Origin of the sequence: Brucella haematophila (assembly GCF_005938105.1) — a bacterium.
Taxonomy (GTDB): Bacteria; Pseudomonadota; Alphaproteobacteria; order Rhizobiales; family Rhizobiaceae; genus Brucella; species Brucella haematophila.
In genome coordinates this window covers 48,501-69,273 of record NZ_VCPE01000013.1, presented here as the reverse complement: position 1 = coordinate 69,273, position 20,773 = coordinate 48,501, and the positions used below count along the sequence as shown (strand labels likewise).

Here is a 20,773-nt window from a genome sequence, read left to right as displayed (position 1 = left end):
GTTGTCAGAGATTTATACTTTTCGAAGGGAACCGGATCGCTTTTCGCGCGTTGTGCAAGACACCAGTTCGTAATGGGTTTGTTTTGCGGCGTTTGAACGTGTGCCTCAAGACTGTCCAAAGAGGGCGTTCTGAACGACTTTTGTTAGTGTTCAATTGTTCTTCGCGTAACTGGCATATCCTTCAGCCTGGCGTCCAGAAGGGTGTCAGTTCAGAACAGGAGAACCAGATGAAGCCGTCATCAATAAGCAGTTCTTCCGCAGTTCCCGCACATCGCATGCCTCCGGCTGCGCGTAATCTCCCAACGCCAGCCTCGTCCTCCCAGTCCATGATCCGTAGCGCAATGTCGGCTCCTTATCTGGAGCGCGAAGAGGAGCGGGACCTCGCCATTCGCTGGAAAGAGTTGAAAGATCAGGATGCCCTGCATCGCATCACCTCGGCGCATATGCGCCTTGTGATTTCCATGGCCGGGCGCTTTCGCAAGTTCAAGCTGCCGATGAACGATCTCATTCAGGAAGGCTATGTCGGCCTTCTGGAGGCAGCCGCACGTTTCGATCCGGACCGTGAGGTCCGTTTCTCGACCTATGCATCCTGGTGGATCCGTGCATCCATGCAGGACTATATTCTGCGCAACTGGTCCATCGTTCGCGGTGGCACAAGCTCAGCCCAGAAAGCTTTGTTCTTCAATCTTCGCCGTCTGCGTTCCAAGCTTGCACAGGCTGACGACAGCATGACCAAGGCGGAAATCTATCGCGAGATTTCAGATCAGCTTGGCGTTTCGGCCACCGATGTGGAGTTCATGGACAGTCGCCTGTCCGGTCCCGACAGTTCCTTGTCTGCGCCGGTCAATAATGATGAGTCCGGGGCGTCGCGACGTATGGATTTTCTCGTCGATGATCATCCGCTTCAGGATGAAGTTGCCGAAAGCTCCATTGACATGGAACGCCGGAACCAATGGCTGCATGTTGCGCTGCACTCGCTCAATGAGCGTGAGTTGCACATCATCCGCGAGCGCCGTCTGGACGATGATGGCGTAACACTGGAAGCGCTGGGCGAAAAGCTCGGTATTTCCAAGGAGCGCGTGCGCCAGATCGAAAGCCGTGCGCTGGAAAAGCTCAAGATTGCGCTGCTCAGCCAGCATGAACTGGCGGCCTATCAGGCCTGACGGTGAAACATTCAGGTAACGCAAGAAAAGGGGCGGTTGGACCGCCCTTTCTTTTTGGTATCAGGACTTGTCGCCTTCGAGACGGTTTGTCCAATCCTCGACCTTGCGGTTTTCAAGGCGACGGATGGCATAGCGCTTCCAGCCGTCGGCCAGATGCGGAATTTCCGCCATGAGCGCCAGCTCGTCGTAATTGAGCATATCGACATAAAGCAGGTGCCAGACGCGGTGGAGCGACCATTCGGGTGAAAGACGATCAACCAGCACCATGCTGTCGCCGGTCTGCGCTTCGCCTTCTTCCAGCACGCGATAGTACCAGCCGGTTCTGCCGGTCTTCTGGACGCGCATTGCCATATCGGGCGTCTCGAAGCGAGCATTGAGCTTCCAGCACGGCTGACGCCCTTGAGAAACTTCGATCAGCGCCGTACCGAAGCGGAAACGGTCGCCGACAGCGACATTGTGCTCATCAAGACCGGTGGTGGAAATGTTTTCGCCGAAAGCGCCAGCTGTACCAAGCCGATGATTGTCGCCAATGTCCGTGCGCCACACGGCGTAATGATCGCGAGGATAATGATGCAGGGCCTTTTCAGGCCCGCCATGCACCTTGCGGTCGCCTTGCTCGTCGCAATCCAGACCGACCAATGTCACGCGGACCTTGCCAGAAACGGGGCGCTTGTCGATCGCGCTCGGCGCGTTACGCGGACCGAGTGGAGCGATCTGGCCTGCAAGCAATGCGTCGATGCGGGTTTCCATATTATTCACTGATTATCTTCACGCGGTCGCCAACGGAGACGGTGGCGCCGGCTGGCATGGCGTTGAGCAGGCGGAACAGTTCGAGTTTGCGCGTGGTGCCCTGAACACGTGCTGACAAGCTTGCCATTGTGTCGCCCGGCTTTGCCGTCACGACGCGGATGCGCAGCGGCTTGATGGCGTTTTGCTCGGCAGGCGTGAGAAGGCGGAAGGACTGCGTCACGGTCTGCGAAGCGGGCAGCAGTGCGTTGCTGCCTTTCGGTGCCGCCGTCAGGAAACGATAGACCTTGTTGTTTGCGGCAATGACCACGATGTCGAACTGCCAGCGGTCGGCAGCAGCGCGCGCGGTTGCGGCAGGCAATCCGTTGATGGTGGTTGCCTGAATGGAGCTTTCGTCCAGACCCGTCACCCAGCCCGACTTGATATAATCGGTAAGGCTTGAACCGGATGGCAGGGAAGCGCCGTCAAAGCGAATTGCCACTTCACCCGGACCGCTCGCCATGACTGCCGTGGCCGAATTGTCGATGGTGAAGCCGTCGGGTGCGCGGAACGTCACGCCGAGCTTCGGATGAATGAAGGTCTGTTCGCGAATATAGCCCTCATTGGGCGAGTCGCCGTAGAGCAGCCCGTCAATGCCATCGAGGAACGAATCGCGGTCGGTTGTGCCGACACCCGGCGCGCCGATGCGGCGGGCATGGCCCAGCGCCAGTTCGATGCGTTGCGGTGTGGCGGGGTGGCTTGCGAGGAAGTCGAGGCTGGCGTCGGTCGCGCCCGACACCGAACGGAACCCGGTATAGGCCTCCATCGATTGCAGGAAACGCGCCGAGGCGAACGGGTCATACCCTGCTTCGCCGATCATCTTGATGCCGATAGCATCGGCCTGCAGTTCCTGATTGCGCGAGAACTGGGCAAGGCGCAGCTTGCCGCGAATGAGCGCTTCACGACTGGCGGATTCGTTATGCAGCACTTCGCTGGCCACGCGACCGGCGATTTCTGTTTCCGCTTCCTTCTCCTGACGCAGAATGCCGTGATTGGCGACGACGTGGCCCATTTCATGCGCGATCACGGCTGCGACTTCCGAGGAGTCATTGGCAAGCGCGAGCAGGCCGCGCGTCACGTAGAGATAGCCGCCGGGCAGGGCGAAGGCGTTGATGTTGGGTGAATCAAGAATGGTGATGCGGTAGGTCTGGTCCGGCTTGTCGGAAACGGTCGTGAGCTTGCCCACGATCTTCGCGACCATGCGCTCCAGCCGCTGGTCCTTATATTCGCCGCCATAGGTGGCGAGGATACGCGGATGCTGTTGCGCACCGATCTGCGCCAGCTTGTCGTTGCGCGTCACATTATCGACGGTCACCGGATTATCCGATGGCTGCAAGCCGAGATCCTTGCTGGAATTGATCGACTGGCACCCGGAAATCAGGGCGACGGCAAACAAGCCAAAACCCACGGCTGTTTTCCGCCAATTGCGCTGCGTCCGTTCTGGCAGGGAGACTGGAAGACACAGGGAGGCCCGGATAAGGGTCTTGTGACGGAACAGTATTTTATCCTCGCGATTCATACATCATCAGGTCGTCCGCAAATCTAGTCACAGACCAGCAGACGTACAAGCGGCCCAGTAGAGTTGAATAAGGTTCTTCCGGGCGGATTGCGAACAAAATATGTCCGCAACCGTAACTCTATTTGAGATTACCCTCGCTTCTCACCGATATAGCGCCGAAGCGCTTCAGGTCCAGTCTCTGAGAGAAGGTCGCGAGCATGGCCTTGCGCCGCGACCGCGCCATTTTCGATGAACAGCAATTGTGCATCGAGATAGAGCGCGTCTTCCGGCGTATGCGTGACCATCAACACGGTCATGCCGGTTTCACGGCGCAGTTCGTTGACGAGATCAAGCATTTGATGCCGCAAGGCCGGCCCAAGCGAGGCGAAGGCTTCATCCAGCAACAGTACAGGGCGTTCGCGAACGAGCACGCGGGCAATCGCCACCCGCTGGCGTTCACCGCCGGACAGGGCTTCGGGCTTGCGCTGTTCCTTGTCCTTGAGGCCCACACGGGTCAGCGCGTCGGCAATGGCAGCGCGGTCGCCATCTGTCAGTTTCAGGTTGGGCGCGCGACCGAGGCCGACATTTTGCGCCACAGTCAGGTGGGCGAACAGATTGTTTTCCTGAAACACCATCGAAACCGGCCGTTGCGGCGGCGGAAGACGTGTCACATCGATACCACCAATAGCAATGGCGCCCGATGAAGGCGTCTCGAAACCGGCAATGAGGTTCAGGAGCGTCGACTTGCCCGAGCCGCTTGGGCCGACAATGGCCGCAATAGCGCCGCCCGCAATAGCCAGATCGAAGCGCATTGCGGTTTCGCCATAGCTGAAGCGCACGTCGGTAAGGCGGATGTCGGCGGAAGCAGTCATGAAGCGGAATTCTCTTTCCGGGATGTGGCGGCGCGGTCGGCAAGCATCATCAGACCGAGGCAGAGAAGCCCCAGAATGAGCGCCAGACCGGCAGCATCGAATGTGCGGTAACTGCCCATGCGCTGCAATAGAAGATAGGGCAAGGTCTGAAGCGCATCGCTGCCGAACAGCGCGATTGTGCCAAGGTCGCCAATGGAAAGCGCCATGGCAAAGGCGAAAGCCATGCCAAAGGGTCTGCGGATTGACGGCCAGTCGATGAGCCGCAGCCGGTTGAAACCATGAATACCGAGCTGTGCGCAGAGCCGGTTGTGACGCGCGGCTGCCGTGTCCCAGGCTGGGCGCAACAGCCGGACTGCGAAAGGCATGGCCATGGCTGCGTTGACCGTGACCACCATCACCGGCGCTATGGCAAAAGGATTGGTGAAGTGACGCAGCAGGATGAACCATCCCGCGCCGATCACGATGGGCGGCATGACGAGAATGAGGCTTGCGCCCGTGTCGAACAGGCTGGCTATCCGGTTGCTCCTGACCGCTTCCCGGGCCGAAACGAGCGCCAGCGAGAGAAGCACCGAGAGCGTTGCCGCAGAAAAACCGAGCGCAAGGCTGGTGCCGATGGCGCGCCAGACCGTCTTTTCGCTGAGCAGGCGCATGAGTTCGGCAGCAAGACCAGATACGACCACGCCCGCAATCGGCAAGGCGACATAAAGAAAGCCGATGAGTATGGCGATGATGTTGAACAGGCGTTCGCCCCGCTGAGGCTTACCGTAACGGCGCGGTGTTGCCGTGTGTGTAAAGCCTTCTTCAGAGGGACGCCCGGTCAGGCGTAAGGCCAGCAGGATCAGCAAGGTCAGCCCGAGCTGGGTGACGGTGAGCGCCACGGCGCGCGCCGGGTCGAAATCGAAATGCAGGCTTTGATAGATCGCCACTTCCAGCGTAGTCGCGCGCGGACCGCCGCCAAGCGTCAGCACGGTGGTGAAGCTTGTCACGCACAGCATGAAGATCAGCCCCGCCATGCCGGGGAGGCTGCGACGGATAACCGGCCATTCGATCAGCCGGAAACGGGCGCGATTGCCCATGCCCAGCTGGGCTGCCAGTTTCCAGTAATCGGCGGGTATCGTTTCATAAGCGGCGAGAATGAGCCGCACCGCCAGCGGCATGTTGAAGAACACATGCGCGATCAAAATGCCCGTAATGCCATAGATATCCGGCTGGAACGGATGACCCGCAGCGTCCGACATATGGGCGATCAGGCCGTTTCGACCGTAAATGCTGGTAACGCCCAGCACGGCCACAAGAGCAGGCAGCGCGAGCGGCAGGGCGAACAGCCGCAGAATAAAACCCCGTCCGGGAAAATGCGCTTCCGAATGCAAGGCGCGCGCAACGGGAATGGCAAAGGCGATCGAAAGCAGGCTCGACGCGATGGCCTGTATGATGGTGAAACGGGCGGTTCGCCAGAGATAGGCATCGAAATTTGTGGCGGCATCGAAGCCGCCGCTGGCTTCAAAAGCGAGCGCGATGAGTGCGCCACCGGCCAGCACGGCAAGGAAGGCCAGCGCCAAAGCCCCCGCGACGGGTTTCATCGCGGGGGTGGAGCTGGTGTTTTTGCCTGCTGGAGTGCCGATCATTTGCTGGTAGCTGCCAGCCATTCATCGACCCAGGCCTTGCGGTTCTTCGCAACCTCGTCGGATGGAATGAGCAAGGTCTTTTCCGGTTTCGGCAAGGCGTCGAAAGCGGCGGGAAGCGGCGTTGATGTCTTGCCTGCCGGGAACATCCAGTTGGTTTCCGGGATGACATCCTGAAAGCCCGGGCCGGTCATGAAGGACAGGAACTTCTGCGCCAGCGGGTTCTTGGCGCCGGTCGTCGTCTGGGCGGCAAGCTCAATCTGGAGGTAATTGCCTTCCGGATAGGCCAGCGCCTTGTAGCGATCCGTCTTCTCCGCAATGACATGATAGGCTGGCGAACTGGTATAGGAGAGCACCATCGGCGCTTCACCCTTGGTGAAGAGGCCATAGGCTTCCGACCAGCCCGGCGTGACGGTGAGAATGCGCTTCTGCAATTTCTGCCAGGCGTCGCCTGCCTGATCGCCGTAGACAGCCTTCATCCAAAGTAGCATACCAAGACCCGGTGTCGAGGTGCGCGGGTCCTGTAACACGATCTTTTGCGACGGGTCGCCTTCGACCAGTTCCTTCAGGCTCTTGGGCGGATTGGGCAGCTTTTCCGAATCATAGACAATGGCGAAATAGCCATAGTCATAGGGCACGAAAATATCGTCCTTGAAATCGCCCGGGACGCTGACATTGCCAAGATCGATGCCGCTTGGCGCGAAGAAGTCAGTGGCGTGCGCTTCCGTGGTCAGATTGGTGTCGAGGCCAAGCACGATATCGGCCTTGGTGTTGCCGCCTTCAAGCTTCAGCCGGTTGAGCAGGGCCACACCATCGGCGGAAGCGACCCAGTTGATCTCGCAATCGCATTCCTTCTCGAAGTTTTCCTTTACCTTGGGGCCGGGACCCCATTCGGAAATGAAACTGTCATAGGTATAGATGGTGAGCTTGTCCTTGGCCTGTGCCGCAGGGGCCAGACTAACGGCTGCCGCGAAAGAGAAGGCCAGCAAAGATAACAGCCGCATAACGGCACGTCCTTTCATCAAGTTAAAAGGATTTAGCGCCGCTTGGGGTCTGGAACACAACCACATCCGAAAAGCTGCTACTTTTCGGGATCGTGCCGCAGAGCAGCATCTAATCCCTCCGCCGGTGCAAACCGGATCAGGTTCAGCGGGTTGGTTTTTTGAAAAACCTCTCAGCCATTCATGGGAACAAATGGCACCCCGTTAGAGCGTTGCGACATTAATATGTCAGGCTATGAAGGGCAAGAGAGGCAAAAGCGATACAAACTCGGGCACAGCGGACTTCCTGCCGCGATTTGCCCATGATATGAGCGGCTTATGAGCACATTCGTCATCCTTCTCGGCGGCGATCTCGTCGTAACCGAACGGCTGCGGCAGCAGATAGCCGGCGCGCGTATTCTTGCAGCCGATGGCGGTATTCGTCATGCAGCCGCTCTGGGCGTCGAGCCGGAACTGTGGCTCGGTGATTTCGATTCGACGCCGCAAGACCTGCTCGATCAATATGCGCATGTGCCGCAAAAGACATTTCCCCGCGCCAAGGACATGACGGACGGTGAACTGGCTTTCGAGGAAGCTTTTGCGCGTGGCGCGACACGCGCCATTTTGTGCGGTGCTTTCGGCGGGCAGCGCACCGACCACACACTGCTACATCTCACAATGGCGACGGCGCAGGCAAACAAGGGGCGGAATGTCCTCCTGTCCAGTGGTGCGGAAGAAGCATGGCCGGTGACGGCTGGCGAGTTTGCCTATGATTTCCCCGATGGCACGCTGTTCAGCGTCATTAGTTTCACCTCTGTGGACGGACTTTCAATCACAAATGCAGAGTGGCCGTTAGACAACGTGACCCTTCCTTTTGGTTCTTCGTGGACAGTTTCCAATATAGTGCGTGGAACACTTCGCATTACTGTGCGTTCTGGCTTAGCGATACTTGTTGCAAACTTAAATTCGGAGCATGCTGACGGCGTGTCGCTAACCTTACCGATTGAAAAGGCTTGACGCTCGACAGCGAAACGTATTTCAAATGCGTAAGCGGGTTTATTAGTTAGCGCCGAAATTGGGGACGCAAAATCGGCACCTGAAGTGTCAACTTTGACAGGAGATTGTTTGATGAAGTCACGTCTTTCCATGATTGCGGTTGCCGGGGTGCTCGCATTGTCGACAGCAGCATGCACGACCAACGAACAGCGTACGGCTGGTTACGGTGTTGGCGGTGCAGCAATCGGTGCTCTCGCCGGTGGTGCAATCGGCGGTAACGGCCGTGGCGCTCTCACGGGTGCTGCTATCGGTGCTGTTGCCGGTACGCTGGTTGGCGCTGCCCAGACGCGTAATGGCGTGCAGTACTGCCGCTATCGCGACAATTATGGCCGCGTCTATGAAGCACGCTGCCAGTAAGCTTGAAGCTTAAAATCGTATGATGGACAGGCCGGGGAAACCCGGCCTGTTTGTTTTTCGCGCCTCTTTCCTATCGATCCATTTGACAGAACGGCTTTTGTCGCGGACAAGCAGGGCGGAATTTCAAAGCACATCCCGAGAACCGCCCAGAAAGCCTCAGAAGACACCATGGCACCACCGCTCCTTCGCCTAGACCAGATCAAGCTCACCTTCGGCGGTACGCCGCTTCTGGAGGATGCGAGCCTTTCGGTGAGCGAGGGCGATCGTATTGCGCTGGTCGGGCGCAATGGTTCCGGTAAATCCACGCTTTTGAAGATCGCTGCAGGCATGGTTGAACCGACCTCGGGCGAAGTGTTCAAGCATCCGGGCGCGACCGTTCGCTATCTGCCGCAGGTGCCGGATATGGACGGCTTCGCCAGCGTGCGCGCCTATGTCGAAGCCGGGCTGGGGCCGACTGACGATCCGCATCGCGTGACCTATCTTCTGGAGCATCTGGGCCTGACCGGCGACGAAAATCCGGATCATCTTTCGGGTGGCGAAGCGCGCCGCGCAGCGCTGGCACGTGTGATCGCGCCGCAGCCCGATGTGCTTTTGCTGGACGAGCCGACCAACCATCTCGATCTGACGACCATCGAATGGCTGGAAGGCGAATTGCGCCAGATCCGTTCGGCCATCGTGCTGATCTCGCATGACCGTCGCTTTCTGGAAAATGTCAGCCGCGCCACTGTCTGGCTCGACCGTGGCATCACACGCCGTCTGGACCAGGGTTTCGGCCATTTCGAGGAATGGCGCGACAAGGTTCTGGAAGAAGAAGAGCGCGATCATCACAAGCTTGGCCGCCAGATTGCCCGCGAGGAGCATTGGCTGCGCTATGGCGTGACGGCACGCCGCAAGCGCAACATGCGCCGCCTTGGCGAATTGCATTCCATGCGCGCGGATTTCCGCAATCACCGCAAGGCGCAAGGGTCGGCGGTTCTGACCGCCAGCGATTCCAAGGAATCCGGCAAGCTGGTGATCGAAGCCAAGGGGCTCAACAAAGCCTATGGCGATCGTGTTCTGGTCAAGGATTTCTCCACACGCGTGCAGCGCGGCGACCGCATCGGTCTGGTCGGCCCGAATGGCGCGGGGAAAACCACACTGCTTTCGCTCCTGACCGACAAGCTGGCGCCGGATTCCGGCACGCTGCGGCTGGGCGTCAATCTGGAAATGGCCGAGCTTGACCAGAAGCGTGACAGTCTCAATCTGGATGAGACGCTGTCGCATTATCTGACTGACGGGCGCGGGGAAAACCTCGTCATCAATGGCGAGCAGCGCCACGTCGTTTCCTATATGAAGGACTTTCTGTTCCAGCCGGAACAGGCCCGCACGCCAATCCGCGAGCTTTCCGGTGGCGAAAGGGCGCGTCTGATGCTGGCCCGTGTGCTGGCTCGCCCCGCCAACCTGCTGATCCTCGACGAACCGACCAACGATCTCGACATGGAAACGCTGGATCTGTTGCAGGAACTGGTCGCAGGTTTTCCGGGCACGGTTATTCTGGTCAGCCATGATCGCGATTTTCTCGACCGCACGGTGACGTCTGTGATTGCGCCGGAAGGCGACGGGCGCTGGCTGGAATATGCGGGCGGCTATGCCGACATGATGGCGCAGCGCAAGGAACAGGCGCTGGAGCGTCGCAACGTCAAGACGGCGAACGCCCGCGCTGGTGATAAGGGCGGCGATAGCAGCGAGGAGGTTTCGCAGCCGAAGCGTGAGGAAAAGCGCAAGCTCTCCTTCAAGCAGAAATTTGCGCTGGAAACACTGCCGGGCAAGATGGATGCTCTGGGCAAGGAAATCACTGTCCTTGAAGGCAAGCTTGCCGATCCGCAGCTCTATGCCAAGGACCCGACGCTTTTTGCCAAGACCGCTGATCTTCTGGAAAAGAAGCGCAACGAGAATGCCGCCATGGAAGAAGAATGGCTGGAACTCGAAATGCTGCGCGAAGAAATCGAGGGTTAATCGAACCTGCCGATATGCCGGCGAGGATGGTCTGCAAATGGCGATTTCCTACGCTTCCGGTGCTCACGTACATTGAGTACGCTTCGCTCCGGGTCTCGGAAATCACCATTTTCGCCTCATCCTGGCCGACATATGTGCCCGCTGGATAGGACTTTTAGGCGCTTGCCTTGTTGAGCAGAGCGATATCGCTGTCACGAAGCTTCAGCTCGGCGGCAGTGATCAGCTCTCCCAATTGGGTCAGGCGTGTGGCGCTGGCAATCGGGGCGGTGATCGACGGGTGCGCGATCAGCCAGGCGATAGCCACCTGTGCCTGCGTGGCGTCGACATTGCGGGCCACTTCGTCCAATGCGGCAATGATCCGCGAACCGCGATCCGTCAGATATTTCTCAACCGACTTGCCACGGGCGCTCTGGCCAAGATCATCGGCAGACCGGTATTTGCCGGTCAGGAAGCCCGCCGCCAGTGCGTAATAGGGAATGACGCCAATCTCATTGTCGCGGCAGATTGCTTCCAGCCCGTCCTCGAAACCCGACCGGTCATAGAGATTATAGAGCGGCTGCAAGGTTTCGTAGCGTGGGAGGTTGTGTTTCTTCGCAACGTCCAGCGCTTCCGTCAGGCGTTCCGGCGTCAGGTTGGAAGCGCCGATGGCGCGCACTTTCCCGGCGTCGATCAGCTCTTTATAGGTGCCGAGCGTGTCTTCGAACGGTGTTTCGGGATCATCCCAATGCGACTGATAGAGGTCGATATAGTCAGTTTGCAGCCGCTTGAGAGAGGCGTCGACGGCTTTGCGGATATAAGCGGGCGAGAGGCCTTTTTCATCAGGCCCCATTTCCGAGCCCACCTTGGTCGCGATAACCACCTTGTCGCGCAGGCCGCGGGATTTCAGCCAGTTGCCGATAATGGTTTCGGATTCGCCACCGACATTGCCGTTGGCCCAGGCGGAATAGACATCCGCCGTGTCGATGAAATTCAGGCCTGCATCGACAAAACGGTCGAGCAGCGAAAACGAAGTCGCTTCATCGACCGTCCATCCAAATACATTGCCGCCGAAGCAGAGCGGCGAGACTTTTAGTTCGGTACGTCCGAGCTTCTTAAACTCCATGGACCTAATCCCCTTCCTCTGAATACGAATCAGGCTTGATCCGCCGGGTTCCGATTTCAGGAAGAAGGGGTAAAAGCTCCGGGAAGAGCTTTCGGTCAGCCCATGCCAAGCGCGTCCATATAGAGCTGGAGCATCGCTTCTTCTTCCTGACGTTCATGGTCTTCTTTTTTACGCAGACGAATAATGGTCCTCACGACCTTGCTGTCAAACCCTGAACCCTTCAATTCCGCGTAAACTTCCTTGATATCGTCAGCGATGGTCTTTTTTTCTTCTTCGAGGCGCTCGATGCGCTCGATGAAGGCACGCAACTGGCCGACGGCAATGGTTTGGGCTTCGCTGGTAATGTCGTCGCTCACGCGGTTTCTCCAATTCTCATTTTGATGGGTGCGAATGGTGCAGATGCACGGTTTCGCATGTCTGAAACTCTGGACCGGTTTTCCCGCGAGTCGCGGGCAAAATTAAGAGCCTTTTCGATGCCCGGCACAATTTATGGGGTCAAACCCTGTGGAACATTGTGGAACACTGTGGAAAAGCGGCGCTTCACGCCACTGCGCCTGTGCGCGAGCCGAAGTGCCGGACGTCATGAATGCCTTCGAGCGTGTTGATCTGCCGCAGCATCGGGGCAAGCCGCTCCGCCCATTCCACCGCTCCTGCCTCATCGGCAATCAGGTCCTGCCGCACTTCGATCAGCACATGGGCAAAGCCTTTGGCCGTGGCGTGGCGATACATGGCATCGTTGCGCAGTGCGCCGTCATAAGGCTCGTTGTCGCCAACCACCAAACCCGGCTCGGCGCGCAGCAGGGAGAGAAGCGGGAGGGTGGCACGGTCGTCCTTGTCCCAGAGCAGGCCGATATGCCAGGGGCGGGCCTTGTCCTTCCAGCGCGGGGTGAATGAATGGATCGAGACGATGAAAGGCGCATGGCCGCTTTCGCTTGCGACGCGGGCGCTCATTTCTGTCACAGCATCATGATAGGGACGATAGAAACGGGTCAGTCGATCTTCGAGCTCGCCTGCCGACATTGGATAGTTGCCGCTGATAACGGCACCGTCCGAGAGCTGCATGATGAGCGTCGGGTCGTCCTCGCCGCGATTGGGATCGATCAGCAGGCGGGAGAAACCGCCCAGCACCGCTGGCGCTCCCAGTCGGGCAGCCAGTTCCCGCGTCAGGGCTTCGACACCGATGTCATAAGCAATATGACGGTCGAATTCGCTTTCTTCCAGACCCAAACTACCGTATTCGGCAGGCACGTCGCGCCGTGCATGGTCGGCGGTCAGAAGCAGGCCGAGGCGAAAATCGCCTTCAACCCTGTAAACAGGCGAGAACGAAGTGGCTGACGGTTTGGCGAACGACACGGATTGAATTCCCAGGAACAATTCGGGATTGATTTTCATCGGGCGCGGGAAGCTGTTTCAGGTCTGTCATGAGAAAGCCGGGATTGCAACGATCATTCTTTCGTCATGTTCTTTCTTCTCGCTGGGACTGCGTTGACATCACCGGCGAAACTGCCGAAAAGAGAGCGACCGAAATGGGATTTCCAGACGTGAAACAAAAGCGATTGCGGGCTGAAGGGGTTCGGCGGATGCGACTTCCACACTTCCTAGCTGTATTTTCCGCTGTGTTGCTTGGCGCACTCGGCATGACATCTGTGGAGGCGCGGGCCGATTTCCGCGTATGTAATTCGACGCAGAATCTTGTTGGCGTCGCCATCGGTTACCGGGCCAAGACCGGCTGGGTAACGGAAGGCTGGTGGCATATCGAAGGCTCAACGTGCAAAACGCTGATCGAAGGCCCGCTGACTTCGCGCTATTATTACCTCTATGCCGAGGATGCCCAGGGCGACGGTCGCTGGCAGGGCAATGTGAATATGTGCGTCGCGGAAAAGGAATTCCGCATTTCAGGCGTACAGGATTGCTTTGCGCGCGGCTTCCAGCGCAACGGCTTCCAGGAATATGATACCGGGGAACAATCGAGCTGGATGGTTCAGCTTGCAGACGAAACACCGCCGGAAACCCCCACTGTTACAGGAACGAATAGTCAATGAAGCGCAACCGCAAGGTCAAGATTCTCGCAACGCTGGGTCCGGCGTCTGGCGAGGAAGCCGTCATCCGCAAGCTCTTTGAAGCCGGTGCCGATGTTTTCCGCATCAATATGAGCCATGCCGACCATGACCTGATGCGCACCCTCGTGAAGCGCATCCGCAATGTGGAAAAGGCTGTTGGCCGCCCGATCGGCATTCTCGCCGACCTTCAGGGCCCGAAGCTGCGCGTCGGCAAGTTCAAGGATGGAAAGGTCGATCTCGTTCCCGGCCAGACCTTCACGCTCGACAATAACGAAGCACCAGGCGACGAAACCCGCGTATTCCTCCCGCATCCGGAAATTCTGGAAGCGGTCGAGCCGGGCCACCGCCTGCTCATCGACGATGGCAAGCTGCATCTGGTTGCGGAAGCAACCGACGGCAAGTCCATCCGTTGCAAGGTCATTTCCGGCACCCGCATTTCCGACCGCAAGGGCGTCAGCCTGCCGGACACCACGCTCGGTGTCGGCGCGCTGACCGAAAAGGACCGCAAGGACCTTGATGCCGTTCTGAAGGAAGAAATCGACTGGGTTGCGCTGTCCTTCATTCAGCGTCCCGAAGATCTGGCCGAAGTGCGCAAGGTTTCGCGCGGCAAGGTCGGCATCATGTCGAAGATCGAAAAGCCGCAGGCTGTCACGCGTCTTGATGAGATCATTGAGCTTTCCGACGCACTGATGGTTGCCCGTGGCGATCTCGGTGTCGAAATGCCGCTTGAAAGCGTTCCCGGCATTCAAAAGCAGATCACCCGTCGTGCCCGCCGCGCTGGCAAGCCAGTCGTCGTGGCGACCCAGATGCTCGAATCCATGATCACCGCACCGGTGCCAACCCGCGCCGAAGTGTCGGACGTTGCAACGGCTGTGTTCGAAGGCGCGGATGCCATCATGCTTTCGGCTGAATCCGCATCGGGCCAGTATCCGGTTGAAGCGGTCGCCACCATGAACCGCATTGCCGAGCAGGTTGAGCAGGAACAGACCTATTCGACCATCATCGATGCGCAGCGTGCAGCACCTGAGCCAACCGGCGCCGATGCGATTTCGCTCGCAGCCCGCCAGATCGCCGAAACGCTGAAGCTCTCGGCCATCGTGACCTACACGGCTTCCGGCACCACCGGCCTTCGTGCTGCCCGCGAGCGTCCACGCACGCCGATCATCGCGCTGTCGCCGGTCGTCGATACTGCCCGCAAGCTGTCGCTCGTCTGGGGCCTGCATTGCGTCGTGACCGCCGATGCGCACGATCTGGAAGATATGGTCGATCACGCCTGCCAGATCGTCTTCGAAGAAGAATTCGGCAAGGCTGGTTCCCGCATCATCATCACCGCCGGTGTGCCTTTCGGTACGCCAGGCGCGACCAACATGCTGCGCATCGCCTATATCGGCGCGGACGGCAAGTCCGGCGTCTAAACTGGCGATATTCGGGCTCTGGTGGCCTGCAAATGGCGCGTCTTTGAGCTTCCGGTGCTCATGTACCTTTAAGTACATTCCGCTCCGGGTCTCAAAGCCCCACCATTTTCGGCACACCATCATCCCGAATCTCATCCAGTTTTAGGTGCTCATCCGCATAAGTTCGAAAAACGCGCTCCTTTCGGGGCGCGTTTTGCTTTGTGGGATAGTTCTGTTTGCAGATTAGCACTACAGTTGCAAATTCGTCAGGCCGTGGCGAAACGAGTGATTTTCGAGCACCGGAGCGGAGCGTACTTCAACGTACGTGAGCACCGGAGCACAGGAAATCGCTCGTTGCAGACCGGCATCACGAAGAATGCAGCTGTAGTGCTAGGTGCGGGTGTCGGCCAACTCGTCGGCAAGATCGGTGACACTCTTCTGGGCGTCGCGCATCATCGGATAAACGATCAGCGCCTGCTCATAGGCCTTCATCGCCTGCTCCTTGAGGCCACGGGCGCGCAGAATCGCCGCCATGCCCGTCAGGGCGCCGTAATGGCGCGGTTCCAGCTCAAGCGTACGATTGATATCGTACATGGCGTGGGCATAGTCTTTTTGCAGGAAATAAACGGTCGCGCGGCGGTTCCATGCTTCAGCATAATCCGGATTGAGAGCGATGGCCTCATTCAGGAAATCGAGCGCCGATGTATAACGACGTTCGAGCAGGGCCGCATTGGCCCATTGCACCAGAAGGTCAATCGTGGCGCTGCCGGATTGCGACCAGAGCGTATTGATCTGTGAGGCGATGCGCCGTGCCTTTGCCTCGTCCGTCGTTTTGCGCAATTCCGCAAACAGCTTGTCGAGGCGCTCTTCCGGCGTCTGGGGCTCGGCAGTTTTGGCAGGGGCAGGTTGCGCCGAATCTGGTTTCTGCTCGCTGTCTGCGCCAATCTGCACGGGCGTGAGTGGAGCGATCAGCGGCGAATTCAAAGGCGCCTTATTAGGCGTCATCTCGGCGCGTGCGCCGTCGACGGCCAATGTCGCCGCGCTGAATGCGGCAACTGCCGCAAAGATCTTCAGACATGCAAAAACGTTCCGCATATGCATAGATTTCCCTATGCACGGCGGAACGTCAAATGCAAAATCAAAAATAAGATTAGCCCTGACGAGCCTTGTAGCGCGGAGCAGTCTTATTGATGATGTAAACGCGGCCCTTGCGGCGGACCAGCTGGCAGTCGCGATGACGGCCCTTAAGCGCTTTAAGCGAGTTCTTGATCTTCATGTCAATCACCGGTCTGGTTGGCCCATCGACATGAACACGCCGCCGGGCTTCATAAAAACAGCGCCCAAGGCGCCAATTGATTACAGACACGGTATATGTGCCTGAAGGGTTGGCCGAAATACACAAGGTTTCGGGTAAATGTCAACTCCTGCGCGGCAGATTCACGGGCGAGGGGCCGAAAATCTTGTCGCAGACGGCGGAGTCATCGGGAATCGTCAAGATTCCCGACAAAGCCTAGCTGGCGCGCGGCTTGATATGGGTCACATGGCCCATTTTCCGGCCTTCACGGGCTTCCTTTTTGCCGTAGAGATGCAGCACGGCATTGGGTTCTGAGAGAATCGCTGGCACCTTGTCGACATCATTGCCGATCAGGTTTTCCATCACGCAATCGGAATGCCTGTCTGTATTGCCAAGCGGCAGTCCGGCAACGGCACGGATATGCTGCTCAAACTGCGAGATCGCGCAGGCGGCTTCCGTCCAGTGGCCGGAATTGTGCACGCGCGGTGCAAATTCATTGGCGAGCAGCGAGCCGTCCTTCAAGACGAAGAATTCAAGCCCCAGAACGCCGACATAGTCCAGCGCATGCAAAAGCTTCTCTGCGGCCTGTCGCGCAGCATCAGCCGTCTGTGCGGTGATGTGGGCAGGAACAGTCGACGTCGAGAGAATGCCGTCCTTGTGTACGTTTTCGGCAATGTCATAGATGGCGACATTGCCGCTGCGGTCGCGCGCGGCAATGACCGAGACTTCACGTTCGAAATCGACAAAACCTTCGAGGATGGCCGGGGCCTTGTTGATGGCGACCAGTGCGGCATGGGCCGCTGTCTCATCCAGCGACGTCAGGCGAACCTGTCCCTTGCCGTCATAGCCGAGGCGGCGGGTTTTCAGGATGCCGCGTTCGCCAAGCGCACCGAGCGCTGCGATCAACGTTTCCTCGTCATCGACCAGACGCCAGGGCGCGGTCTCGATGCCGCTTTCGTTGAGGAACTGCTTTTCGTTGAAGCGGTCCTGCGAAATTTCCAGCGCTGCCGGAGGCGGCAGCACAATTGCGGTCTCAGCGAGCTTGTCGGCGGCGCTGACCGGCACGTTTTCGAATTCATAGGTAATGACGTCGGACGCAGCGGCGAGTTCGGCGAGCGCTTTTGGATCGTCATAGGCCGCTACGATCTGGCGGTTTGCAACCTGCGCCGCCGGGCAATCTGCCTGCGGTTCGAGAATGACCGTCTGGAAGCCGAGGCGCGCGGCGGCCATGGCGAGCATGCGGCCCAGCTGTCCGCCACCGATGATGCCGATCGTCGCTCCGGATTGAAGTGCGGAATTTTCCATATCAGACCTCATTGGTGGGACGTTCAGCCACGCTCTCGGTCTGGGCGCTGCGCCACTCATCAAGACGGGCGGCAAGGGCGTCGTCGTGAAGCGCCAGCACGGCAGCGGCGAGCAGGGCGGCATTGACGGCGCCGGCGCGTCCAATGGCCAGCGTGCCGACCGGAATCCCTGCGGGCATCTGCACGATGGAGAGGAGTGAGTCCTGACCCGACATCGTCTTCGACTGGACCGGTACGCCGAAGACAGGCAGCGGCGTCATGGCGGCGGTCATGCCGGGAAGATGCGCCGCGCCGCCTGCACCGGCGATCACGACCTTGAAGCCTTCAGCCTTCGCGCCCTTGGCGAAAGCGACCAGCCGGTCCGGCGTGCGATGAGCGGAAACGATACGGGCGTCGAAGCTGATACCCAGCGCCTCCAGCGTGTCTGCGGCATGGCGCATGGTTTCCCAATCAGATTGGCTGCCCATGATAATGGCGACGTTGGCTGTAACGCTCATTGATCTGTCCTGCTCCGTTTCACTCGTTCGCGGATGAGATGTTGCGTGGATAAAAATGATAAAGCCGGGCGAACCCCGGCTTTGCTTTCGATATGAGGCGCAATCAGGCGATGATGTCAGGAATGACCTGATCTTCCATTTCCTGAAGCTTGTCCTTGATCGCGAGTTTTTTCTTCTTCATGCGCTGGACGCGCAACTGGTCGCAGCCGACAGCGATCATCGCATTGATGGCTGCATCGAAATCCGCGTGTTCCTGTTTCAGACGTGCGACGGCCAACCTGATCTCGGCCTGTTCCTGATCGGACATGCGGAACCCCATTCTGTTGAATAGTTTTACGGGCTGCGCCGAACCTTGATCAAGGCACGGCACCAGCCCGTTTCGGGCAAGCCCTTATCACATTTTTCGCGATTGGAAAATGCTACCACGACAAAATCGACTTTGCACCAAACTCATGCCAAACTGTCATGGTTCTGTCATGGATAGCGGCTGTCGAAGGCGACAAATCAAAACCGCGTCTCTGACAGCCGGGACTGTGTGTTTGGCCCGGATAAACAGGAGGTGTGCCGGGCGTTCATGCAGTTGAGCAAATGGAACAACAGCACCTGCCACGGAGGTTGGTCTGGCTGTTTCATTATTGTGTGGAAATCAACCAAGGAGAACTGATGATGGCTATCGAGTCCCATCTTGCCACGCTTGAAAAGAAGCACGGCGCTCTGGAGCAGGAAATTTCCGATGCTTTGGCGTCACCGGCAATGGATGATCTTCACGTTGCGTCTCTCAAGCGCAAGAAGCTTATGCTGAAGGACCAGATCGAGAAGCTTAGATCTCAGGTAACGCGTCACTGACGCCAGCGCCCGCCGGGCGCACAAACAGGGAAAGCCGCAAAGGCGCTTCAAGCCATTTCATATCGGACGTGGGACAGACCGGCGAAAGCTGGGTGTTGCTGCCCTGATATCGCGTTAAGCATCTCGGCCAGAACGGTCGAATGGCGGTTGCGCCTTTAACGGTAACATCTGGGGCTAGATTTGGCGGCTGTGCCTCAGCCGCCGAACATTTCGATTCACATATTTTATCAGCGCATTTTTTTTCGCTTTGGCGCTTCACACGGCCTGACCAATCACATCAGCTTTCTGCCTCAGCTCTCGGATCGAGGTTCATCGCTTCCGGTGTCGCACCACGTTCGGAAGGCATGCTCTTAAACTGATCTTTTTCTTCTTTCGGCACAGCAGCACGCTGGCGCGAGCGGAACAGCGCGTATCCGGTAATGGAAATATGCGCGAGCATGGTGATGGCAAAGAGCCCGGACGGCCAGAATATATCCATGGCCGCAGCGGCCAGAAGCGGGCCGAGCATGGTGCCGAAGCCGTAAAGCAGCAAAAGACCGCTGGAGACCTTCACAAAGCTTTCCGCCGTTGCATGGTCGTTGGCATGCGCAACCGCGACCGGATAGAGCGCATAGGCAAGCGCGCCGTAGCAGCCTGTCATGACGATGATGACCGGCCCGCTCGATGGTCCGACGAGGAATGCGATCAGACCGACGAAGGCGGCCAGCGCTGCGACGCCGGCCAGCACAAAACGGCGATCCACCAGATCGGAAATACGTCCGATGGGGATCTGCATCAAAGCGCCCGCAGCGATGGTCACGCTAACCATGAGAGCGATTTCGGTGGTCGAAATGCCGGATTTCGCGCCAAAGACAGCGCCAAGCGTGCCCCATGCGCCATTTGCAATGCCGATCAATATGCAGCCGACGAAGGCGGCGGGTGAGTTGCGGTAGAGCGCCTTGAGATCAAGCTGGACTTCGGTGAGTGGTCGCGGGCTGACAGCGGTGGAAATGGCGGTCGGAATGAGCGCGAGGCAGAAGAGAATGCCGCAGATCATGAACAGATGGTCGGAGTGCACATCACCGCCAGCAACCAGCATCTGGCCGGTCATGGTGGCCCCGTAATTGACCATCATGTAGAGGCCGAAAATCTTGCCGCGCGATTCATTGGTGGCGCGTTCGTTGAGCCAGCTTTCGATGACCATGAAGGCGCCCGCCATTGAGAAGCCGGTGAAGGCGCGCAGGATGACCCACATCGTTGCATCGACGAAGATGCCGGAAAGAAGCGCAATGACTGCCGCCGATGCGGCAAAGCAGCCGAAGGCGCGCACGTGGCCGACACGGCGCACAAGGCGCGGGGCAAAGAGGCAGCCTGCTACGAAGCCGCCTGCCCAGGTGGTGCCCAGCATGCCGAGCGATGCGACTGAGAAGCCCTCGGCGCCGCCGCGCAAGGGCAGCAGCAACCCGTGTAGACCCGATGCCATCAGGAGAAAGGCTGTGCCACAGAGAAGGGACAGGACCTGAATGTAAACGCGCACAACGACATTCCTATGTGATTGCCCCGTGGATGAATGCCCGGAAACTGGCCGAAACCGCCTTATGCGGCTTCGATGGGCATCAAGGGGTTTGGTCTGGTTGAGGTGGCTTCAATATGTGTGATCGGATTGAAGCCGCTTCAGCTCTGTCAGAGCTTATCGAACCGGCAAAGCCCGGAGGCTTTCATTCTAGCGAAACAGGGCTTCGGCCGCCGCGCGGCTGTCGCCTTTCTTCAGTCTCTGGGTTTTCAGTCGCTCGATTTCCGATTGCAACAAGACAATGCGCTGATCGATCTCCGCGACTGAAAGCAGCGACAGTTCATCTTCGCTGAGCACCGCGCTGTCACGTGGCTTTATTGCATCTTCTTCGAAACCGCTCATGGCCTTCCTCCGTGGTCAATGATGGCTTAGTCACCGAGAAAAGATTTAACACC

The 20,773-nt window shown here is 58.5% G+C and carries 22 protein-coding genes and 1 riboswitch; of the genes, 7 read left to right on the top strand and 15 right to left on the bottom strand.

Translation table 11 applies throughout. From position 1 onward, the window contains the following. Window positions 1-227: 227 nt before the first annotated feature. A complete protein-coding gene (locus tag FGI60_RS18445; protein ID WP_138786434.1) occupies window positions 228-1,163 on the top strand; it encodes an RNA polymerase factor sigma-32 in 936 nt (311 codons plus the stop codon). Window positions 1,164-1,223: 60 nt separating this feature from the next. On the opposite strand, the gene FGI60_RS18440 is transcribed toward FGI60_RS18445, so the two are convergent. From FGI60_RS18440 to thiB, 5 genes are all read right to left on the bottom strand, one after another. Continuing rightward, window positions 1,224-1,913, bottom strand: coding sequence for an MOSC domain-containing protein (locus FGI60_RS18440; protein WP_138786502.1), 690 nt, complete (start codon window positions 1,911-1,913; stop codon window positions 1,224-1,226). A 1-nt stretch (window position 1,914) separates the two neighbouring features. Beyond that, window positions 1,915-3,396, bottom strand: coding sequence for a cell division protease CdlP (gene cdlP / locus FGI60_RS18435; RefSeq protein ID WP_138786501.1), 1,482 nt, complete (start codon window positions 3,394-3,396; stop codon window positions 1,915-1,917). Between the two features lie 200 nt (window positions 3,397-3,596). Next, window positions 3,597-4,319 carry a thiamine ABC transporter ATP-binding protein gene (gene thiQ, locus FGI60_RS18430; RefSeq protein WP_138786433.1) on the bottom strand — a complete coding sequence of 241 codons (723 nt, stop codon included), beginning with the start codon at window positions 4,317-4,319 and terminating at the stop codon, window positions 3,597-3,599. Next, window positions 4,316-5,944 carry a thiamine/thiamine pyrophosphate ABC transporter permease ThiP gene (gene thiP, locus FGI60_RS18425; RefSeq protein ID WP_138786500.1) on the bottom strand — a complete coding sequence of 543 codons (1,629 nt, stop codon included), beginning with the start codon at window positions 5,942-5,944 and terminating at the stop codon, window positions 4,316-4,318. The genes thiQ and thiP overlap by 4 nt, the downstream gene beginning before the upstream one ends. Further along, window positions 5,941-6,945 (bottom strand): thiamine ABC transporter substrate binding subunit, encoded by a 1,005-nt coding sequence (thiB, locus tag FGI60_RS18420; RefSeq protein WP_138786432.1) that lies wholly within the window; start codon window positions 6,943-6,945, stop codon window positions 5,941-5,943. Before thiB ends, thiP begins: the two co-directional genes overlap by 4 nt. Before the next feature lie 96 nt (window positions 6,946-7,041). Then, a riboswitch (TPP riboswitch) is annotated at window positions 7,042-7,156 on the bottom strand. A gap of 104 nt (window positions 7,157-7,260) precedes the next feature. Between thiB and FGI60_RS18415 the strand changes: the two genes are divergently transcribed. The 3 genes from FGI60_RS18415 (at window position 7,261) to FGI60_RS18405 (ending at window position 10,329) form a co-directional block, all read left to right on the top strand. Further along, window positions 7,261-7,938 carry a thiamine diphosphokinase gene (locus tag FGI60_RS18415; RefSeq protein ID WP_138786431.1) on the top strand — a complete coding sequence of 226 codons (678 nt, stop codon included), beginning with the start codon at window positions 7,261-7,263 and terminating at the stop codon, window positions 7,936-7,938. A gap of 111 nt (window positions 7,939-8,049) precedes the next feature. After that, on the top strand, window positions 8,050-8,334 hold the full coding sequence (locus tag FGI60_RS18410; protein WP_078339519.1) for a glycine zipper domain-containing protein: 285 nt from the start codon (window positions 8,050-8,052) through the stop codon (window positions 8,332-8,334). Between the two features lie 168 nt (window positions 8,335-8,502). After that, complete coding sequence (locus tag FGI60_RS18405; protein WP_138786430.1) at window positions 8,503-10,329, top strand: ABC-F family ATP-binding cassette domain-containing protein; 1,827 nt, start codon at window positions 8,503-8,505, stop codon at window positions 10,327-10,329. A gap of 154 nt (window positions 10,330-10,483) precedes the next feature. Here FGI60_RS18405 and FGI60_RS18400 read toward each other — a convergent pair whose 3' ends face one another. The 3 genes from FGI60_RS18400 to FGI60_RS18390 all read right to left on the bottom strand — a co-directional run bounded on the left by FGI60_RS18400 (window position 10,484) and on the right by FGI60_RS18390 (window position 12,823). Further along, a complete protein-coding gene (locus tag FGI60_RS18400; protein ID WP_138786429.1) occupies window positions 10,484-11,431 on the bottom strand; it encodes an aldo/keto reductase in 948 nt (315 codons plus the stop codon). A gap of 95 nt (window positions 11,432-11,526) precedes the next feature. Beyond that, entirely contained in the window at window positions 11,527-11,787 is a 261-nt protein-coding gene (locus tag FGI60_RS18395) for a DUF2312 domain-containing protein (RefSeq protein WP_061348000.1), read from the bottom strand. 184 nt (window positions 11,788-11,971) lie between these two features. Next, a complete protein-coding gene (locus FGI60_RS18390; protein ID WP_138786428.1) occupies window positions 11,972-12,823 on the bottom strand; it encodes an N-formylglutamate amidohydrolase in 852 nt (283 codons plus the stop codon). Between the two features lie 188 nt (window positions 12,824-13,011). Between FGI60_RS18390 and FGI60_RS18385 the strand changes: the two genes are divergently transcribed. After that, window positions 13,012-13,473, top strand: a complete 462-nt coding sequence (locus FGI60_RS18385; protein ID WP_078339515.1) for a DUF1036 domain-containing protein — start codon at window positions 13,012-13,014, stop codon at window positions 13,471-13,473. Next, on the top strand, window positions 13,470-14,906 hold the full coding sequence (gene pyk / locus FGI60_RS18380) for a pyruvate kinase (protein ID WP_138786427.1): 1,437 nt from the start codon (window positions 13,470-13,472) through the stop codon (window positions 14,904-14,906). The genes FGI60_RS18385 and pyk overlap by 4 nt, the downstream gene beginning before the upstream one ends. Before the next feature lie 369 nt (window positions 14,907-15,275). Here pyk and FGI60_RS18375 read toward each other — a convergent pair whose 3' ends face one another. The 5 genes from FGI60_RS18375 to FGI60_RS18355 all read right to left on the bottom strand — a co-directional run bounded on the left by FGI60_RS18375 (window position 15,276) and on the right by FGI60_RS18355 (window position 18,287). Continuing rightward, window positions 15,276-15,998 (bottom strand): tetratricopeptide repeat protein, encoded by a 723-nt coding sequence (locus FGI60_RS18375; RefSeq protein WP_138786426.1) that lies wholly within the window; start codon window positions 15,996-15,998, stop codon window positions 15,276-15,278. A gap of 37 nt (window positions 15,999-16,035) precedes the next feature. After that, window positions 16,036-16,161, bottom strand: a complete 126-nt coding sequence (gene ykgO / locus FGI60_RS18370) for a type B 50S ribosomal protein L36 (protein WP_010661422.1) — start codon at window positions 16,159-16,161, stop codon at window positions 16,036-16,038. 234 nt (window positions 16,162-16,395) lie between these two features. Next, window positions 16,396-17,484, bottom strand: a complete 1,089-nt coding sequence (locus FGI60_RS18365) for a 5-(carboxyamino)imidazole ribonucleotide synthase (RefSeq protein WP_138786425.1) — start codon at window positions 17,482-17,484, stop codon at window positions 16,396-16,398. Window position 17,485: 1 nt separating this feature from the next. Further along, window positions 17,486-17,980, bottom strand: a complete 495-nt coding sequence (purE, locus tag FGI60_RS18360; RefSeq protein WP_138786424.1) for a 5-(carboxyamino)imidazole ribonucleotide mutase — start codon at window positions 17,978-17,980, stop codon at window positions 17,486-17,488. Between the two features lie 103 nt (window positions 17,981-18,083). Continuing rightward, the gene (locus FGI60_RS18355; RefSeq protein ID WP_078339590.1) at window positions 18,084-18,287 is read right to left on the bottom strand and encodes a YdcH family protein; all 204 of its coding nucleotides are present in this window, start codon (window positions 18,285-18,287) and stop codon (window positions 18,084-18,086) included. 356 nt (window positions 18,288-18,643) lie between these two features. Between FGI60_RS18355 and FGI60_RS18350 the strand changes: the two genes are divergently transcribed. After that, a complete protein-coding gene (locus FGI60_RS18350; protein ID WP_171058804.1) occupies window positions 18,644-18,826 on the top strand; it encodes a YdcH family protein in 183 nt (60 codons plus the stop codon). Between the two features lie 277 nt (window positions 18,827-19,103). Here FGI60_RS18350 and FGI60_RS18345 read toward each other — a convergent pair whose 3' ends face one another. Next, on the bottom strand, window positions 19,104-20,342 hold the full coding sequence (locus FGI60_RS18345) for an MFS transporter (protein ID WP_138786423.1): 1,239 nt from the start codon (window positions 20,340-20,342) through the stop codon (window positions 19,104-19,106). Window positions 20,343-20,528: 186 nt separating this feature from the next. Beyond that, window positions 20,529-20,720 carry a DUF1192 domain-containing protein gene (locus FGI60_RS18340; RefSeq protein ID WP_078339509.1) on the bottom strand — a complete coding sequence of 64 codons (192 nt, stop codon included), beginning with the start codon at window positions 20,718-20,720 and terminating at the stop codon, window positions 20,529-20,531. Between the last annotated feature and the right edge of the window lie 53 nt (window positions 20,721-20,773).

What these genes read in the sequence shown, in the direction of transcription:
- FGI60_RS18445 (WP_138786434.1), top strand. Translation starts at nt 228, where the DNA reads ATGAAGCCGTCATCAATAAGCAGTTCTTCCGCAGTTCCCGCACATCGC.
- FGI60_RS18440 (WP_138786502.1), bottom strand. Translation starts at nt 1,913, where the DNA reads ATGGAAACCCGCATCGACGCATTGCTTGCAGGCCAGATCGCTCCACTC.
- thiQ (WP_138786433.1), bottom strand. Translation starts at nt 4,319, where the DNA reads ATGACTGCTTCCGCCGACATCCGCCTTACCGACGTGCGCTTCAGCTAT.
- thiP (WP_138786500.1), bottom strand. Translation starts at nt 5,944, where the DNA reads ATGATCGGCACTCCAGCAGGCAAAAACACCAGCTCCACCCCCGCGATG.
- thiB (WP_138786432.1), bottom strand. Translation starts at nt 6,945, where the DNA reads ATGCGGCTGTTATCTTTGCTGGCCTTCTCTTTCGCGGCAGCCGTTAGT.
- FGI60_RS18415 (WP_138786431.1), top strand. Translation starts at nt 7,261, where the DNA reads ATGAGCACATTCGTCATCCTTCTCGGCGGCGATCTCGTCGTAACCGAA.
- FGI60_RS18410 (WP_078339519.1), top strand. Translation starts at nt 8,050, where the DNA reads ATGAAGTCACGTCTTTCCATGATTGCGGTTGCCGGGGTGCTCGCATTG.
- FGI60_RS18405 (WP_138786430.1), top strand. Translation starts at nt 8,503, where the DNA reads ATGGCACCACCGCTCCTTCGCCTAGACCAGATCAAGCTCACCTTCGGC.
- FGI60_RS18400 (WP_138786429.1), bottom strand. Translation starts at nt 11,431, where the DNA reads ATGGAGTTTAAGAAGCTCGGACGTACCGAACTAAAAGTCTCGCCGCTC.
- FGI60_RS18390 (WP_138786428.1), bottom strand. Translation starts at nt 12,823, where the DNA reads ATGAAAATCAATCCCGAATTGTTCCTGGGAATTCAATCCGTGTCGTTC.
- FGI60_RS18385 (WP_078339515.1), top strand. Translation starts at nt 13,012, where the DNA reads ATGCGACTTCCACACTTCCTAGCTGTATTTTCCGCTGTGTTGCTTGGC.
- pyk (WP_138786427.1), top strand. Translation starts at nt 13,470, where the DNA reads ATGAAGCGCAACCGCAAGGTCAAGATTCTCGCAACGCTGGGTCCGGCG.
- ykgO (WP_010661422.1), bottom strand. Translation starts at nt 16,161, where the DNA reads ATGAAGATCAAGAACTCGCTTAAAGCGCTTAAGGGCCGTCATCGCGAC.
- FGI60_RS18365 (WP_138786425.1), bottom strand. Translation starts at nt 17,484, where the DNA reads ATGGAAAATTCCGCACTTCAATCCGGAGCGACGATCGGCATCATCGGT.
- purE (WP_138786424.1), bottom strand. Translation starts at nt 17,980, where the DNA reads ATGAGCGTTACAGCCAACGTCGCCATTATCATGGGCAGCCAATCTGAT.
- FGI60_RS18355 (WP_078339590.1), bottom strand. Translation starts at nt 18,287, where the DNA reads ATGTCCGATCAGGAACAGGCCGAGATCAGGTTGGCCGTCGCACGTCTG.
- FGI60_RS18350 (WP_171058804.1), top strand. Translation starts at nt 18,644, where the DNA reads ATGATGGCTATCGAGTCCCATCTTGCCACGCTTGAAAAGAAGCACGGC.
- FGI60_RS18340 (WP_078339509.1), bottom strand. Translation starts at nt 20,720, where the DNA reads ATGAGCGGTTTCGAAGAAGATGCAATAAAGCCACGTGACAGCGCGGTG.